The organism is Nitrospira sp. Vd2 (genome assembly GCF_979581665.1).
The window spans coordinates 37,106-53,325 of the sequence record NZ_CEFZSK010000002.1 but is presented as its reverse complement, the minus strand read 5'-3'; the positions used below and the strand labels follow the sequence as shown (position 1 = coordinate 53,325).

General features: G+C 59.8%; 11 protein-coding genes. 1 reads left to right on the top strand and 10 read right to left on the bottom strand.

Annotation, left to right across the window (positions count from 1 at the left end):
• Position 1 precedes the first annotated feature (1 nt).
• Positions 2–1,084: a WD40 repeat domain-containing protein gene (locus AC1U7K_RS01020; protein ID WP_480248958.1), complete on the top strand. Its 1,083-nt coding sequence runs from the start codon at positions 2–4 to the stop codon at positions 1,082–1,084.
• Here AC1U7K_RS01020 and AC1U7K_RS01015 read toward each other — a convergent pair whose 3' ends face one another.
• The 10 genes from AC1U7K_RS01015 to AC1U7K_RS00970 all read right to left on the bottom strand — a co-directional run bounded on the left by AC1U7K_RS01015 (position 1,085) and on the right by AC1U7K_RS00970 (position 16,114).
• Positions 1,085–2,530, bottom strand: a complete 1,446-nt coding sequence (locus tag AC1U7K_RS01015) for a sigma-54-dependent transcriptional regulator (protein WP_480248957.1) — start codon at positions 2,528–2,530, stop codon at positions 1,085–1,087. It abuts the gene before it with no gap.
• Positions 2,527–5,706 carry a PAS domain S-box protein gene (locus AC1U7K_RS01010; RefSeq protein ID WP_480248956.1) on the bottom strand — a complete coding sequence of 1,060 codons (3,180 nt, stop codon included), beginning with the start codon at positions 5,704–5,706 and terminating at the stop codon, positions 2,527–2,529. Before AC1U7K_RS01010 ends, AC1U7K_RS01015 begins: the two co-directional genes overlap by 4 nt.
• A gap of 740 nt (positions 5,707–6,446) precedes the next feature.
• Positions 6,447–7,364, bottom strand: coding sequence for a protein translocase subunit SecF (secF, locus tag AC1U7K_RS01005; protein ID WP_480248955.1), 918 nt, complete (start codon positions 7,362–7,364; stop codon positions 6,447–6,449).
• Between the two features lie 12 nt (positions 7,365–7,376).
• Positions 7,377–9,017, bottom strand: a complete 1,641-nt coding sequence (gene secD, locus AC1U7K_RS01000) for a protein translocase subunit SecD (RefSeq protein WP_480248954.1) — start codon at positions 9,015–9,017, stop codon at positions 7,377–7,379.
• 361 nt (positions 9,018–9,378) lie between these two features.
• Entirely contained in the window at positions 9,379–9,708 is a 330-nt protein-coding gene (gene yajC, locus AC1U7K_RS00995) for a preprotein translocase subunit YajC (RefSeq protein ID WP_480248953.1), read from the bottom strand.
• Entirely contained in the window at positions 9,705–10,886 is a 1,182-nt protein-coding gene (tgt, locus tag AC1U7K_RS00990; protein WP_480248952.1) for a tRNA guanosine(34) transglycosylase Tgt, read from the bottom strand. The genes yajC and tgt overlap by 4 nt, the downstream gene beginning before the upstream one ends.
• Positions 10,887–10,933: 47 nt before the next feature.
• Positions 10,934–12,694 carry an arginine--tRNA ligase gene (argS, locus tag AC1U7K_RS00985; RefSeq protein ID WP_480248951.1) on the bottom strand — a complete coding sequence of 587 codons (1,761 nt, stop codon included), beginning with the start codon at positions 12,692–12,694 and terminating at the stop codon, positions 10,934–10,936.
• Between the two features lie 78 nt (positions 12,695–12,772).
• Positions 12,773–13,792 carry a glycosyltransferase family 9 protein gene (locus tag AC1U7K_RS00980; RefSeq protein WP_480248950.1) on the bottom strand — a complete coding sequence of 340 codons (1,020 nt, stop codon included), beginning with the start codon at positions 13,790–13,792 and terminating at the stop codon, positions 12,773–12,775.
• Entirely contained in the window at positions 13,792–14,433 is a 642-nt protein-coding gene (gene mobA / locus AC1U7K_RS00975) for a molybdenum cofactor guanylyltransferase (RefSeq protein ID WP_480248949.1), read from the bottom strand. The genes AC1U7K_RS00980 and mobA overlap by 1 nt, the downstream gene beginning before the upstream one ends.
• Before the next feature lie 67 nt (positions 14,434–14,500).
• A complete protein-coding gene (locus AC1U7K_RS00970; RefSeq protein ID WP_480248948.1) occupies positions 14,501–16,114 on the bottom strand; it encodes a c-type cytochrome in 1,614 nt (537 codons plus the stop codon).
• Between the last annotated feature and the right edge of the window lie 106 nt (positions 16,115–16,220).

Below are 16,220 nucleotides of genomic sequence, written 5' to 3'. Positions count from 1 at the left end.
TATGGCCGATCCGATCACGATGCAGCAAGCAGACAGAGTCGTCGACGAGGTGCGTCCATCCGACAGTCTTGAGTATTGGAAGGCGGCCGCCCGCGAGGTGCGGACATACCGAGGACACACGCACGGCGTCTGGAGCGTGGCTATTTCACCCGACCAGCGAACGCTTGCGAGCGCGGGAGTCGACCGCCTTGTCCGCATCTGGGACATCGAGACGGGCCGTTTGCTGCGCAACTTGCGGGGGCACACACAAGACATTCGCGTCGTTCTGTTCACACCCGACGGCCAAACGGTGATCACCGGGAGCGACGATCGAACGATCCGTATGTGGAATCCGAAGACCGGCGAGCCGACCAAACTGCTCTTCACGCGATACGACCACAACGTCTCCAGCCTCTCACTGTCGCCCGACGGTCTCATGCTGGCTCGCGGCGCGCACAATAAGGACATCAAGATCTGGGAAGTGACGACCGGGACCGAACTGATGACGCTGCTGGGCAAAGATCAGTACGATCACCATTGGTCGGTCTGTGTCGCCTTTTCACCCGACGGCATTCATCTCGCCAGCGGTAACGACATCGGCAAGCTGAAGATTTGGGAAGTCCTGCCGAGCGGCGAAGAGAAGCTCGTTCATAACGGCCACTGGCGCGAGACGGAGGACGACGAAACCACGGAAGCGCGCGGGTTTTTCGTTGAAGACGACGGCGGCTTCCAAAAGCCGATGGACTATTGGATCGGCGCGTTGACGTTCACCCCGGATGCCAAGCTCCTCATCACCGGGAGCCGGGACTCGACCATCAAATTCTTCGAGATGCCGCAGGTGACCGAGTTGCGGACCCTCAAAGGGCACGCCGGATGGATCCGCTCGCTCGCCGTCTCACCGGACGGGAAGGTCCTCGTCAGCGCGAGCGACGATCAAACCGTCAAATTCTGGGATATTCAATCCGGCCGAAATTTCCGCACCCTCCGCGCGCATAACGGGCCGGTGCGCTGCGTGACCTTCTCTCAGGACGGCCGGCGGCTCGCGACTGCCGGTTGGGATCGCACGGTGAAGTTGTGGGAAGGTGGACCTGAGCCGGAGGAGTAGTTACTCCTCTTCCTCCTCAAGCGTATTGCGCTCAGACGGGATCCTATAGCGTTTGCACTTCTCCCAGAGCGCTTTCCGCGAAAGGCCAAGGAGCTTGGAGGCCGCCGTGCGGCTGCCTTCGACACGCTCGAGGACAGCGAGGATATAGTCCCGCTCGAACCGTTCGCGCGCATCGGCCAATGAATCGAGGGGCTGAGCGGCCTTCCCCTGGCCGCTCAGCCCCTCGCTGCAAAATCCACACATCGGCTGCACCGGCCCACCAATGAACGGACACGTCGGCTGACCGCAGAGGGTCCAGGCCTGAACCTCTTCATTGGGTTTGCTCAGCGCCACGGCGCGTTCGATCAAGTTCTCCAGCTCACGGATGTTCCCCGGAAACGAATAACGCAGCAGCAGCTCTTGCGCGCTCTGCGAGAAACCCTTAATCGGCTTGTTCAGTCGTTCCGATCGCGCCTTCAACATGTGCTCGGCAATGATCATCAAATCATCCCGGCGTTCGCGCAGGGGGGGCAACGTAATGGGCACGACATTGAGCCGGTAATACAAGTCTTCTCGGAAGCGGCCCTGCTGCACCTCTTTCTTCAGATCCTTCTGCGTCGCGCACACCAGCCGCACATCGACCTCGATCGTTTCGTTTCCGCCGACGCGCTCGAATTGCCGCTCCTGTAAGACGCGCAGCAGCTTCACCTGCACGACCGGGGAAATCTCGCCGATCTCATCCAGGAACAGCGTACCCTTGTGGGCCATCTCGAACCGGCCACGCCGCTGGCGGAGCGCACCGGTAAACGCGCCTTTCTCGTGGCCGAACAGTTCGGCTTCCAACAACGTTTCGGGCAGCGCGGCGCAACTGATCTTGACCAGCGCTTGGTCCCGTCGCGGACTGTTGCGATGAATGGCGTTGGCGATCAATTCCTTGCCGGTCCCGCTTTCCCCGACAATCAAGACGGTGGAATCGGTCGCGGCGACCATGCGGACCGTCTCCAAGACCTCGCGCATCCGGGCGCTCTTGCCCAGGATGCCCTCGAAATTGAACTTGCCCTCCAGCTCCTCACGAAGCTGCAGATTTTCCTCTCGGAGCGCGAGCACTTTGCTGACCCGATCGACGATCAACAATAGCTCGTCCATGGAAAACGGCTTCGTGATGAAGTCGTAGGCGCCGTGCTTCATCGCTTCGACCGCCGCTTCAACCGAGCCGTGCGCGGTAATCATAATGACTTCGGTCCGTGGCGACCGCTGCTTGCAGACCTGCAAGAGTTCGAGGCCGTCGGTGCCGGGGAGCCGAAGATCGGAAATGACGATATCGAACGTCTTCGTCGTCAATAACTCCATGCCTTCGTGTCCTGTCGAGGCGGCGCGCACCTCATAGCCCACCGCCTTGAGTGCATCCGTCATGCTCAGCCGGATCAACGGCTCGTCATCGATGATCAACACTGTCGGTGCTTTCATGACCCCTTTCCAACCGGTAACCGATCGCGATGGATCGGCAACCAGACCGTAAACATCGAACCCTTCCCTACTTCACTGTCGACGTGAATCGTGCCGCCGTGCCGCTCGACGATGCCGAGGCTGACGGACAAGCCCAGCCCCGTACCTTCACCGGTTCCCTTCGTACTGAAGAACGGGTCGAAGATTTTCGGCATGACGCTCGCCGGGATCCCGATCCCGGTATCCTCGACTTCGATGGCGCATCGTTCACCGGCGGCCTTCGTCCGGATCGTGATCACACCGCCGCCGCGGATCGCTTGGATCGCGTTCAAAATGAGATTCATCAGCACTTGCTCCAGCATGTGTCGATCGACCATCAGCGGCGGCAAGCCGGCGGTCAGTTGTTTGTCCAACGTAATCCGGTTCGCGGTGAATGCATGGTTGGTCAAGACCAGCACCCGCTCGATCACCTCGTTCACATCCGTCAACGACAACTCGGGTTCGTGCTGCTGCGAGAATTCCAGCAACTGCCTGACGATCTTCTGCACGCGGCGAAGCCCGTCTTCCATCGAGAACAGATACTCGGCCTGCCGTTCCGGTGACAAGGCGCCTTTTCGTAGATTGTAGAGACAGTTCAAGATGCCGCCGAGCGGGTTGTTGATCTCGTGCGCGACCCCGGCCGCCAGTTTGCCGATGGAGGCGAGCTTTTCGGAATTCAGAATCTGTTGCTCGAGCTTCTTGGTGGCCGAAATGTCGCGCGCGATGCCGAGCACGCCCAGGATGCGACCCTCCGGGTCCGTCAGCGGCGAGACACTGACCGTCGCGGTCCGGACATCGCCCGCCTTCGTGACAACTTCGACCTCATACACCTGCTTGGCCCCGATATCGAGCGTGCTCTTCAGGCGACGGCCACGGTGCCGCTTGGACAGCAAGGCCAAATACGGCCGACCGATCAAATCGTCCTTCTTATATCCCCACGCCTCGATCTTGCTGTTGACGTACGTAAACCGCTGCTCGGCGTCCAGCGTGTAAATGACATCGTTCGCATTTTCGAGGAGATTCTCCAGATACTGCTTCGTGGCTTCGATCTCGCGCGTCCGCTCGGAAACTTCCGCTTCGAGCGCCTCATTGTACTGCTGGAGATGTTGCTCCAGACGTTTGCGTTCGGTGATGTCGTGCAGTTGGACCATGACGGCCGGTCGTGTGCCGTCCACGACGCGGATGACGTCTATCTCGACCGGCCGTTCTTCCCCTTCGCTCGTCAACACCGCGATCTCGTGCGACGGCACCTGCTGCTCGCCCATCACGATCTTCTCGAGCAATGAAGTCGTCACCGCGTGATACCGCGAGGGGACGATATCGAGAAACTGCCGACCGATCGTCTCCGCCTCGAGGTACCCCAATGCCTGCTCTTCACGCTTATTGACTGCGATCACATATCCGTCGGCATCGACCATGAAGATCGAGTCGGCCGCGAGATCGAACAAGGCCTTGTACCGCTTCTGCGATTCCGAGAGTTGTTGGGTCCGCTCGGCGACCTCTTGCTCGAGCCGACTGGTGTACCGATTCACTTCCTTCTCGAGCAACTTTCGTTGCGTGATGTCCCGGACGAAGGCACGCGAATACAACAGGCCGCCGCCATCAGGCTCGAAGAGCGCCGTGGAGTGGATCTCCACATCGATCGGCCTGCCCTGTTTCGTGAGGAAGACCGTTTCCATCGTGCCCCGCCCCTGCACCATCAACGCGTCCAGGTAGGCCAGCACCTCGGGCTCCCGTCCTTGTGGCACGATGTCCCAGAGATGCATGCCGAGCATTTCGTCCAGCGTATAGCCGAGCTTCTCGAGCTCCGTTTTGTTGACGTGCACGAACTGTCCGTCCTTGTTCACCTGATGAATCATTTCGGGCGAGTTTTCAATCAGGTCGCGGTATTTCTCTTCAAGGCGGCGGATCTCGGCCATCCGCTGTTCGAGCTGACCGAAGGACTGTTTGAGATTCACCGCCATGCCGTTGAAGGCCTGCGCGAGCCCTTCGATTTCATCGCCCGTCTTGATCGTCAGGCGATGATCGAGCGCCCCGCTGCCGATCCGTTGCGCCCCGTCGTGCAATAACTTGATCGGCCCGATGAGCCGCCGCGCCACGAGAATGCCGATGCCTAACAGAATCGCGAACACCACGACGCCGTAGGCCGCGACTTGCCAAACCAATTGTCGGAGCGGCGCATACGTCTCCTCCGGATCTTGCCGGACGAACGCGATCCACCGTTTGCCGCCCAAACTGCCTGAGGCGAGGTGCATGCCGAACCTGACCGGCGCGAACCCGACAATCGAGTTGTGGCCGCCATGGGTATCATCGCCGGCCACGATCCATCCGGCCCGCATTTGCCCCATTTCCTTCAACAGAGCCGGCGTGATCGTATGCTCTTCGGGCGCCTGAACCGGACAGATCAACGCGGTGCCATCCATGCCCATCAACATCGCATGGCCGGTCGATCCCACGGCCACTTCAGCGATTGGGTGAAACAGCGAATCGCGCCGGAGGATGAGGCTGACGGTCCCGATGGTCGTCCCATGGTCGTCATCGACGATCGGCACGGAGACGTTGAGCGCGTGCGTGCCAAACGAAGGGTCGAAATAGATCTCGCTGACGTAGACGTCACCGCGCCCTCCATTGAACGCGGCCTGCCACCAGGCACTCTTGCCGTAGTAGTACTCCACCTGCGGAATCGAGCTCACGACGAGCGCGCCGCGGTTGTCGGTGACCAGAATGGCAATGTAGTCGGATTTCCGGATGTCGTGCCAGCGAATGAGATAGTTGGTGACAATCCGGTTGATGAATAGGGGAAAGTCGTGTTTGTGCTCCCGTCCCCGCCATCGGCGCTGCCAGTCGCCGATCATCGACTGGACGGTTTTCTCGTCCTTTCCCGCATAGCTGCGATTGGCTTCCGTCACGGCGGTCTTGAGGAACGGCGTCGTGGCCAACTGTTGGGCTTCGTTAATGCCGCGGGTGATCTGCATTTCGATTCGGCGGGCGGCCTCGACGGCAATTTCCTTGAAGTTCGCTCCTGTCGTTTCCTGAAGCGCCCGGCGTTCTTCGAGGTACGTGAGCACCAGGGAGATCGTCAGAGGAAGGAGCCCCACCATGACAAGGGCGGTGATGACCTTGCGCTGGAGGCTGCGGGATCGGCCAAGCAGTTTCATTCTCGTAACATTATGGCGAAGCTTAGGTCGTTATTGTCATGGACGCTCCTTCATGATGTCAAGAAAGGGTAACATCGGCCGGCAGTGTCGGTCAGTTGGATGCGGGCCTCGACGCGCCTGTTTCCGGGGCCAGCCCGTCGGCGAAACCCGCTCGAGCCATCGCCTAGCAGTGCACCGCCTGCAATGTGAAGATGACAGTGACGGGCGGGTCTGGTTTCAAGCTCCCCACGTCAACAAAACAAAGCGCCGCGGGGAAATCCGTCATGGACGTCGGTCAGTTGCCTTTGAGCTTCTCCTTGGTTTTCTCGGACGGACCTTCTTTTGTTGATACACCGCATGCCCAGACTCACGCTCATGGTTGCGCGCCGCCTCTTCCTCCTCAAGACGCCACGCTCGGCCGCATCCTTCGCACATCAGAACCCACCATGCCATTGCGCACTCACTACGCGACCGCGTACAAATACGCAATACGGCCGTTCGGCCCTGATGTGACGGGGTAGGTAACTAGCGTTCGTACACCATGCGTTTCAGCGAACCACTACGGTCCGTCGCGTCCATCCGTGTCGCCTTTCGCTCTCGGCCGATGATACACGGAGTGCCCATATATGCACGTGGCCGGCCGTTACGCTAGGTGCATTCTGGAAGGGAGGGGGTAGGCCTCAGCGAGCGGTGAGGTCTGTCTTTCAAGCGAACCCTGTTCCGGCTGCTCTCTCAGCGCTCAAGCGATTTTGAGATAGCTTCTAGGCGCGCTTGAGCAAGCGGCCCTCGCTCGTCGGCCAGAGCAGCAAGAGGGGACTCGCCACGAAGACGGAGGAATAGGTGCCGAAGATCACACCCCAGAGCAGGGCGAGGCTGAAGTCATGCAGCACTTCACCGCCGGCGAGGGTCAATGGGATGAGCACGATCACGACGGTGAGGCTCGTGACGATCGTTCGACTCAACACCTGATTGATCCCGTTGTTGATGACGGTTTCGATGGTATCCCGGCGGCGAATTTTCAGGTTTTCTCGAATACGGTCGAAGACGACCACCGTATCGGTCAGCGAATAGCCGGCAAGCGTCAAGAGCGCCGTCACCACCAGCAGCGTGATTTCCTTATCGAGAATGTAGAAGGCGCCAAGCACGGCCAGCACGTCATGGAACGTCGCGAGGGCGGCCGCCACACCAAAGCGAAATTCAAACCGCGCCGCGATATAGAGAATGATGCCGGCCAGCGAAATGGCAATCGCAATCAGCGCGTCGGTCTGAAGTTTCTTTCCGATCGTTGGTCCGATTTCGGTCGATGATTCGATGACGAAGGCATTGTCGGGAAATTCTTTTCTGAAGATCGCCACGATCCGATCCGCGACTTTTTCTTCGATGGTGCTCCCCGCTTTTACGCGCACCAGAATCTTGTTCTCGTCGACGAACTCCTGCAGATCGACATTCGGCACGCCTTGCGACTCCAACGCTTTCCGGGCTTCGTCGATCCGAATCGGTTTCTCGAACTTCAACTGGACCGCCGTCCCACCGGCGAAGTCGATGCCCAGGTTGGCGTGCCCCCGGCCAATCTGTACGAGCGCCACGATGCCCAGCAGCACCATGAAGCCGGAAAAGAGGAACGCGATCGTCCGCTTGCCCATGAAGTCGATGTTGGTCTTGCCGAGAATCTCGAACATGCAGGCCCCTCATTAAATACTCAACTGCGACAGCTTCCGTCGCTGATTGATCCAGTCGAAGATCACCTTGGTGCCAACTAACGCGGTAAAGAGATTGATGGCGATGCCGAGGCACAAGGTCACCGCAAAGCCTTTGATCGGCCCGGTGCCGAACAGAAAGAGCACGAGGCCGGTGATCAACGTCGTGACGTGCGAGTCGATGATCGTCAGGAGGGCTTTGTCGTAGCCGCTGTCGACCGCGAGACGCACCGGCTTGCCCTGTCGCAGCTCCTCGCGGATACGCTCGAAGATCAGGACGTTCGAGTCCACGCCCATGCCGATGGTCAAGATGATGCCGGCGATACCCGGCAGCGTCAACGTCGCGTTGAGGCCCGCGAGTGCGCCGACCAGACAGATCAAATTCAAGACAAGCGCGAAGTCGGCAATGACACCCGACAGCCGATAGTAGACGACCATGAAGGCCACGACGAGCACACCGGCAATCAGCGTCGCACGCACGCCCTTTTCAATCGAATCGCGGCCCAACGAGGGTCCGACCGTGAGGTCCTGGATGACCTTGAGCGGTGCCGGCAACGCGCCCGCGCGGAGGACGATCGCAAGATCGTTCGCCTCCTGTGTCGTGAACGTCCCCGTAATCTGCGCACGCCCGCCGCTGATCCGTTCGTTGATCACCGGAGCGGAATACACGGTGTTGTCCAGCACGATCGCCATTCGTTTCTTGACGTTCTCAGCGGTGATCCGATCGAACTCCCGCGCCCCCTTCGCGTCGAAGGTCACCGAGACGTAGGGCTCATTGAACTGCCCGATCGCGACCCGCGCATCGCTCAAGACGTCGCCGGCCAGCATGACGCGTTTTTTGACGAGATAGGGCGTCCGGTATTCGCGGCCGGTATCCTTGTCGACGATTTTCTCGAACAGGATCTGGTCGCCTTCCGGAATCTTCCCCTCGAACTGCTTCAGCACCTCCTCTTCCTTGCCCTTGGGAATCCGCTGGGGCAACTCCATCGCCACGTTGCTGGATTCATCGAGCATCTTGAATTCCAACAGCGCCGTTTCCTTGATCAGATCCTTGGCGCGCTTCGGCTCTTTGATGCCGGGGAGCTGCACCACGATTTGCTTGAGACCCTGGCGCTGGATGAGCGGCTCGGCGACCCCGAATTGATCGATGCGGTTCCGGATGGTTTCGAGCGCCTGGTTGATCGCGGAGTCCTTGATGCGCTTGATCTCCGCATCCTTGAGCTCGTACACCAGCCCGGCGCTTGCCGCCGTATTGGCCGCGACGAAGGACGGAAAATCCTCCATCACCTTCGTGATCTGCTCCTTCAATTCAGCGTTTTGAAATGAGAGCGTGACCTGAGTCGGGGACGTGCGCTTGACCGATTCCACGGGAATCTTCTTATCGGTCAGCTCGTCCTGGATGGCCGTGACCGACCGATCCACGGCGATTTCGACCGCCCGTTCCTCATCGACTTCCAACACGAGGTGAATACCGCCTTGAAGATCCAGCCCCAGCGTAATCCCTTTGTTCGGCATGACCGCTTTCAACCAGGACGGGAGTTCCTGATAGATCGCAGGGACCGACGGCAGGAAAAAGACGAGGGACAGCACGACGACCAACCCCAACAAGGCAAACCGACCACCGACTTTCTTCATCCGCGCGTTAACCTTTCCTCTGAACTAGAAGCAATCTCAAAACTCTCATCCTGCAGCCGGAACGGGGGCAGCCGTGCAGCGCCATCAGAGCGGGGTGGCGAACCGCTCAGCGAAGCGCGGCGAGCAAGCCGCTGACTGTTCAAAGCGGCGTTCAGCGCAGCTCGGACGCCGCAAGGCGCACGGCGCGATGAATAAAGAGCGCCACGGTTGTGCACGCCGGCGAGATGGTGAGCCGGCCGTATTTGCGCGGCGGGCCGCCCGGAGCGTCCGAGCGTTCCACGCCGCGCTGTCTTTCAAGCGAAGCCGCTGCCCCCATTTCGGCTGCTCTCTCACTGCTCAAGTACGAGGGCAGTCATCGCACCTACTCTTCTTCCTCACTCCGGACCCGTGCGATGTGCTCCCGCTGCACCTTGATCTTGGTGTTATCCGAGATCTGCAGCGTGACCGTTTCCTTGCCGAGATTCGTGACCGTCCCCCAGATTCCGCCGGACGTAATGACCTTGTCGCCCTTCTTCAGCGTGTCCAGCATTTCCTTTAGCTTCTTTTGCCGTTTTTGTTGGGGGAGGATCAGGAGAAAGTAGAAGATGACGAAGATCAGAATGAACGGCACGAACGAGAGAAGCGCACTGCCGCCGGAGCCGCTCGTCGTCCCCTGCGCCCATGCGATCGACGCGATGGTCATCATCCTCATCCTCGCCCCTCCTCGAATCGACTGTCCGGCCCGACGCTCGCCGCTTCATGCGATTCGGCAGTGTCCGGTTCGCCTAATGTCCGGCGCTCGTAAAATTCCCGTCGAAACTCGTTCAGTGTCCCGGCTGCGATCGTCGCTCGGAGTCCCCGCATTAGCTGGGAGAAGTAATACAGATTATGGAGTGTATTGAGACGAATCCCGAGCATTTCCTTCACGAGAAACAGATGATGGAGGTAAGCCCGTGAATACCCGCGACAGACCGGACACTCGCAGGCGGGATCGATCGGGCGCTCATCCCTCGCGTACTGCGACTGTTTGATGACGAGGCGACCCGTGGACGTGAACAGCCAGCCGGTTCGGCCGTGGCGCGTGGGCACGACGCAGTCAAAGAGATCGACGCCCCGCGCGACGCCTTCAACCAAGTCTTCCGGCATCCCGACGCCCATCAAATAACGGGGCCGATCGACCGGAAGCTCGGGGACGGTGGCGTCGAGCATGGCGTACATCACCGACTTGGCTTCTCCCACTGACAACCCGCCGATCGCGTAGCCATCGAACCCCATCTGAACGATCGCTCTCGCCGCCGCACGCCGCAGGTCGGCATCATGCCCACCCTGCACGATCCCGAAGAGCGCTTGATCACGTCGGCCTTTGGCCGCGAGACATCTGGCCGCCCAGCGGTTGGTCCGCTCGACCGCCTCGATGATGCGTTCCGTTGGCGCAGGAAGGGCCAGACACTCATCGAACGCCATGATGATGTCCGCGCCGAGGGCTTCCTGGATCTCGATCGCCCGTTCCGGTGTGATGTGATGGAGAGAGCCGTCCAGATGCGATTGGAACGTCACGCCGTCGTCGGTGATCTTACACAACTTCGACAAGCTGAAGACTTGAAAGCCGCCGCTGTCGGTGAGGATCGCACCGGGCCACCCCGTGAATCGATGCAAGCCCCCGATCGCGGCGACGGTCTCATGCCCCGGCCTCAGGTAAAGATGGTACGCGTTGTTCAGGATCAGACCGTAGCCCATGCTCTGAAGGTCCTGTGGCTCGATGCCTTTGACTGCGCCCAAGGAGCCGACGGGCATGAAGGCGGGAGTCTCGATCGTACCGTGGGCTGTGGCCAAGGTGCCGGTGCGCGCAAGGCCGCCGAGATCCGTCCGATGAGCCGAGAAGCTGATCATGAGTCGCTAATCAACTGAGGGTCTGCGATGGGCTGCTGCGCCGGGCGTTACATGCGTTCGGGCGCCGAGACGCCGAGGATATCCAATCCGTTCTTAATCACTTGCTGCACCTGTTTCATGAGCACCAGTCGCGCAATGGTGACATGGGGGTCAGGCGCCTCTCGTCTGTTCGCGCGCCGCTCTACTTCCGGCACAAACTGCTCGTCGCGGCTGTCTCCCTCACCGGCTGCCGGCATAATTCGATGCTTATAGTAGAAGGTGTGCAGAAGAGCCGCGAGTTCCTGGAGATAGAAGGTCATGCGGTGCGGCTCGAGCGTCTCGGCACTGCCGGAGATGACCACCGGATAGGCGGACAGCTTTCGGATCAAGGCAAATTCATCCGGGTCGCTCAACGCGCTTAAATCGGCGTCTTGAGGGGACGGCACGCGAATGCCCCGTTCTTCCGCAACCCGAAAGAGGCTGCAGAGGCGAGCGTGCGCGTACTGGACGTAGTACACCGGGTTCTCCGCGGATTGTCGGGCGGCCAGCTCCAGGTCGAAATCGAGATGGCTGTCGGATCGCCGCATCAGAAAGAAAAATTTAGCGGCATCCGGTCCGACCTCATCCATCACTTCCCGCATCGTGACGAATTCACCGGCCCGTTTTGACATCTCGACTTTCTTTCCGCCGCGCAGCAAATTGACCATCTGGACGAGCACGACGCGTAGCCGCTCCTTCGGATGGCCGTACGCTTGGACGGCGGCTTCCATGCGGCCGATATAGCCGTGATGGTCGGCGCCCCAGACATCGATCAACACATCGTACCCGCGCATCAATTTATCCCGATGGTAGGCGATATCCGACGCGAGATAGGTCCAGTCGCCTTCCTTTTTTCGTACGACGCGATCTTTGTCGTCCCCGAAGGCGGACGATCGGAACCAGAGCGCGCCGCCCTCTTCAAACAGCAGGCCGCGCGACCGAAGGTCATCGAGCACGCGACCTACGGCCCCGGACGTGACGAGCGACGCTTCGCTGAACCATGAATCAAATGTCACGCCGAAGCGGGCGAGGTCCTCGCGGATCCGATTGAGCATGTCCTGCGCGGCAACGTCACGGCATCGGGCCTCAGCTTGGTCAGGTGGGAGTTCGACAAGTGCCTTTCCAAAGCGCTTCTCGATGTCCTCCGCGATGTCATCGATATACCCACCTCGATACCCGTCCTCCGGAAATGCCGCGGTGCGACCGCAGCGTTCGAGGTACTTCGCATAGACGGAGGCGCCGAGGAGCATCATTTGCCGTCCCGCGTCGTTGACATAATATTCCGTCACGACGTCGTACCCGGCTGCGCGAAGGATGTTGGAAAGCGCATGCCCGACGGCGGCCCCTCGACCGTGCCCAACATGCAGTGGCCCGGTCGGATTGGCGCTCACGTATTCGATCAGCACGCGCCGGCCTTGGCCGAGGTCGCATCGCCCGTAGCGTTCAGCCTGCTCGTGAATTTCGCTGAGCACTTCGAGCCAGACATCGCGTTTGACCGTCATATTAAGAAAGCCGGGTTTCGCGATTTCGATCCGGTCGAATATGGCAGCGCGCCGCTGCAGATGTTCGAGAAGGATCGCGGCGACGTCCTGCGGTGAGCGCTTCTCGCTCGCCGCCAACGCCATCGCGACGGTCGAGGCGAGATCCCCCCACTCCGGCCGTTTAGGCAGATCAAGCGACAAGTTCGGTTGCGTCTCCAGCTTGAGCTGACCGTGCTGCTTCGCTTCGTCGAGCGCGTCTTGGAGCGCCCGGAGCACCTTTTTCCTGACCAGATCGGCGGCCACGATCATCCCCTAACTCGTTATGCAGCCGTCAAAAAAACAGCAGCGGACTGTAGCACAACTGCCCCCGCAGCACAAGACAACGGCTCATCGCGAGACGGGTGAACGACTGAGAAGCCGCGTAGTTCCATGGATCATCTCCTCGACCTTTATCGACAGGCACGGTTTCTCCTCGCACTGCTGAACCGCACTCCACTCGGGGCACGCGCACGCTCCACCGGTCAACACGGTCACGTAGTCGCCACGCGGCGCCCAGCGCCGAGGATCGGTCGGACCGAACACCGCAAGTGTCGGAACGTGGAGAGCCGCCGCCATGTGCGTGAGCCCGGAATCATGGCCGACGTACAGCGACGCAAAGCAGAGCAGTGCCGCCGTATCTCGCAAATCCAGCCCATGAAAGATGGGGATCGGAGAGTGGCACTGTTCGTTGAGTTGATGCGCCCACGCGAGATCGGCTGGTCCGCTAAGAATGGCGGCTCGAAGGCCATGGTCGGCACACCATCGCACAAATTCGGCGAGCAACGCCGAGGACGTATTCTTATGCCGGCTCCCGCTCCCCGGGTGGATCGCCACGAATCCTTTGGCGGGGTCAATGCCGGCCTCTCTAAGCCGGGCTGCCGCCGGTGCCCGTCGCGACTCCGGGACCGCTAATGGATGGTTCTCAGCCCATCTCTCGGGCAGCAACGGCTGACGCACATGGCCCAGCGTTTCTAGGAAACGGTCCGCTTGATGGACAGAGGTGAGTTGGTCGCTATGCGGCGACTGAATGACAGACTGGAGTACGCCATACCGCGCAAAGACGGTTTCGAGACGCTGATCGGCGCTGGCCGTCCAACAGACAGCGACTTCCGTGTCCATGAGCCAGGCAGACACAGCGGAGGGCGACGGGCTAGAACCTACCAGACTGGTCAGGGCCGAACCTTCCAGCGTGAATAGTTGATCGATCTCCCCGCACTCCTTCAGGAGCGTTCCGACTGCGTTTCCCGCCAACAGGCCGAGCCGGTGATGCGCCCACGACCGACGGAGAAAGCGAATCGCCGGGAGCGCAAGCAGCACATCACCTAACGCACCGGGATGGACGATAAAGACCGCATCTCGCCGTCTCATCAGGTTACTGATCCTCCCGCCCGCTCCGCGATGAGCTTGCGAGCAAACTCAAGATCTGAAGGGGTGTTCACGTTGAGAAACGATAATAACTGCGAGTCCAGGGGACGGATACGCTCTTCCGGAACGATGGTGACATGGAGTCCTGACCGCGTCAGCAGATTCTGAATGGTCAAGTCCCGTGCATCGATCATCGCTTTCATATGCGGCAAGCAGGTAGACCTATAGACCCCATGTGTCGGTTGAAGGCCGGTGACCAAACGAACCATGACGACGTCGCTCTCGATCTCGAATTCCGTGAGGGCTCGGACCACCACCGGGTTCAGAAACGGCATGTCACAGGCGGCCGCAAATATTCTCGGGTAGTGGGCAGACGCGAGACCCGTGTACAGGCCGCCGAGACTGCCACAGTCGGGAACAACGTCCGTCACGACGCGCGTGCCCAGCGTGAGAAACCGCTCCGGGTCCTTCGCCACAACAATGACGATATCGTCGAACAAGGTCCGGTAGAGCCGAACGGCTCGTGCGACGAGAGATTCGCCGTCCAGCTCCAGGAATCTCTTGTCTTGCCCCATCCGCTTGCTTTGCCCTCCGGCCAGGAGAACGCCGGTGACGCCTGCAATTTTTCGCTGGCTCGGCACCATGGTCTCCAAATAGAAAAGGGGGAGTGGGCCAACCCACTCCCCCTTTTCGTTCGCGCAATCGGGCCGGCTACGCTGCTTTCGCCTTCCTCTTATTGGCTCGGCGAGTCAGCACCCATCCTTCCAGAATCACGATCCCGACCGCGATCAGGGTCGGATAGATGTACGTCTCTTTTGGAATGGGCGGCTCGAGAATTGTGTAGTAGAACGCCGAGACTGCCATCTTACGCCCGATGTCTCCGTTGTGCCCATCCCACAGGAAGAAGACGGTCGGGATATACTTTCCGACCTCGAAATAGGTGTCTTCTTCGTAGTCGGCCTTACGCGGCCGGCTGATCATGAGCGTCCAACGCCCGTCTTTCCACTCCGCCTTCAGAACCTTGAGCTTTTCGGCGTAGCTGTCCCGCTCCTCAAAATCCTTATCCCAACCCGTGCCGGTGAAGGCACGGATCGACCCGTCTGCGTCCCACTTGACGATATCGACCGGGTACTTGTCGTCACCGAACAGGTACCGCGGTTTCTCCGGTGGCGGAAGCTCCTGCCACTTCACGGGGAATTCGAACGCGAGCGCATCGTTGTAGACCGTGTACTTGTTCTGATGCGCGGCGATTGAACCTTCTTCGCCCGTCTTCGGCTCCTGTTCCTTTATGCCATACGCGTCGAGATTGACTTCAGTTGGGGCAAAGGGAAGTTTCTCTGTTGCCACGCTTTTGGTCCGGTCGTCCCATTGGAACAGAAAGACGATTTCCTTCTCGTTATAGAGCGACCGCACCCATACGTCATCCAAGCGGTTCACGAAGTTTCTTGGCTTATGCGTGATCTGCCCGCCGAGTGCGACATACTTCCGTTCCCGCTTCTGCCACATCTCATTCTCGGGGTCATCCGAGATGTCGCCCTCGACCGGCCCTGACCGAATCACGAAGTTGATCTTCGGCTTGTCCGTCAACGGGTCGATTTCCAGCGGATTGCCGTTGATGTCCCGCTCGCACAGCGAATTCACGAAATTCGCAATATGCCACCGCTCTTCAAGGGTGGTGCTGTCGGCAAACGAGGGCATCGGCGTTCCGTTGACGCCCGTCGAGAAGGTCCGGAAGATATTCTTCACGTTGTAGGGATCACGACGGCTGCCGCGGAAGTTCCAGCACTTGTGCCAGTCAGCGGGTTGGATCGCAAACCCCCAGTCATCCTTCAGATTGAACGCATTGCCATCGCCGCGCCCGTCGATTCCATGACATTCAATGCATTTCTTATCGACGACCAGTTGCTTGCCCTTCTCGATGCTTTCCTTGCTCTGGGGCACGGGCTTGATCTCATTCAACTGAAGAACCGTGATTGTTTCCGTTGCCTTATCGTCAAACTTCCGGTCCTTGACGAGTTGCGTGGTGACGAAAGACAACACCTGGAGCCGCTGCTCCTCCGTCAGGATACCGTCCCACGGGGGCATGGCCGAACCGGGGAGACCATGGGTGACGGTCTCGAACAGGTCGTTTTGACCTGGGATCGGTTTGTGGGAATCGAACAACGGCAGCTCACCGCTTGCCGTATGCCGGATCTTGAAGGTGCCCTGATTGAAGTTTCTCGGCCGCGGCCACAACCGGTCGGCTGCCGGGCCATCGCCAGCACCATCCACACCGTGGCACCAGACACACTTCGTGAAGTAGACCCGCTTGCCAGCTTCAATCATTTCCGCCGAGGGCGGAGGGGCGAGCTCGGACTTCTTGAAGCCTTCGGGTACTCCCTCTTGTGCGAATGCAAATGGAAGAGGGGTCCCATAAATGAGTGCGGCACTC

Coding starts and splice junctions, on each gene's coding strand:
- AC1U7K_RS01020 (WP_480248958.1), top strand. CDS start 2: ATGGCCGATCCGATCACGATGCAGCAAGCAGACAGAGTCGTCGACGAG.
- AC1U7K_RS01015 (WP_480248957.1), bottom strand. CDS start 2,530: ATGAAAGCACCGACAGTGTTGATCATCGATGACGAGCCGTTGATCCGG.
- AC1U7K_RS01010 (WP_480248956.1), bottom strand. CDS start 5,706: ATGAAACTGCTTGGCCGATCCCGCAGCCTCCAGCGCAAGGTCATCACC.
- secF (WP_480248955.1), bottom strand. CDS start 7,364: ATGTTCGAGATTCTCGGCAAGACCAACATCGACTTCATGGGCAAGCGG.
- secD (WP_480248954.1), bottom strand. CDS start 9,017: ATGAAGAAAGTCGGTGGTCGGTTTGCCTTGTTGGGGTTGGTCGTCGTG.
- yajC (WP_480248953.1), bottom strand. CDS start 9,708: ATGAGGATGATGACCATCGCGTCGATCGCATGGGCGCAGGGGACGACG.
- tgt (WP_480248952.1), bottom strand. CDS start 10,886: ATGATCAGCTTCTCGGCTCATCGGACGGATCTCGGCGGCCTTGCGCGC.
- argS (WP_480248951.1), bottom strand. CDS start 12,694: ATGATCGTGGCCGCCGATCTGGTCAGGAAAAAGGTGCTCCGGGCGCTC.
- AC1U7K_RS00980 (WP_480248950.1), bottom strand. CDS start 13,792: ATGAGACGGCGAGATGCGGTCTTTATCGTCCATCCCGGTGCGTTAGGT.
- mobA (WP_480248949.1), bottom strand. CDS start 14,433: ATGGTGCCGAGCCAGCGAAAAATTGCAGGCGTCACCGGCGTTCTCCTG.
- AC1U7K_RS00970 (WP_480248948.1), bottom strand. CDS start 16,114: ATGATTGAAGCTGGCAAGCGGGTCTACTTCACGAAGTGTGTCTGGTGC.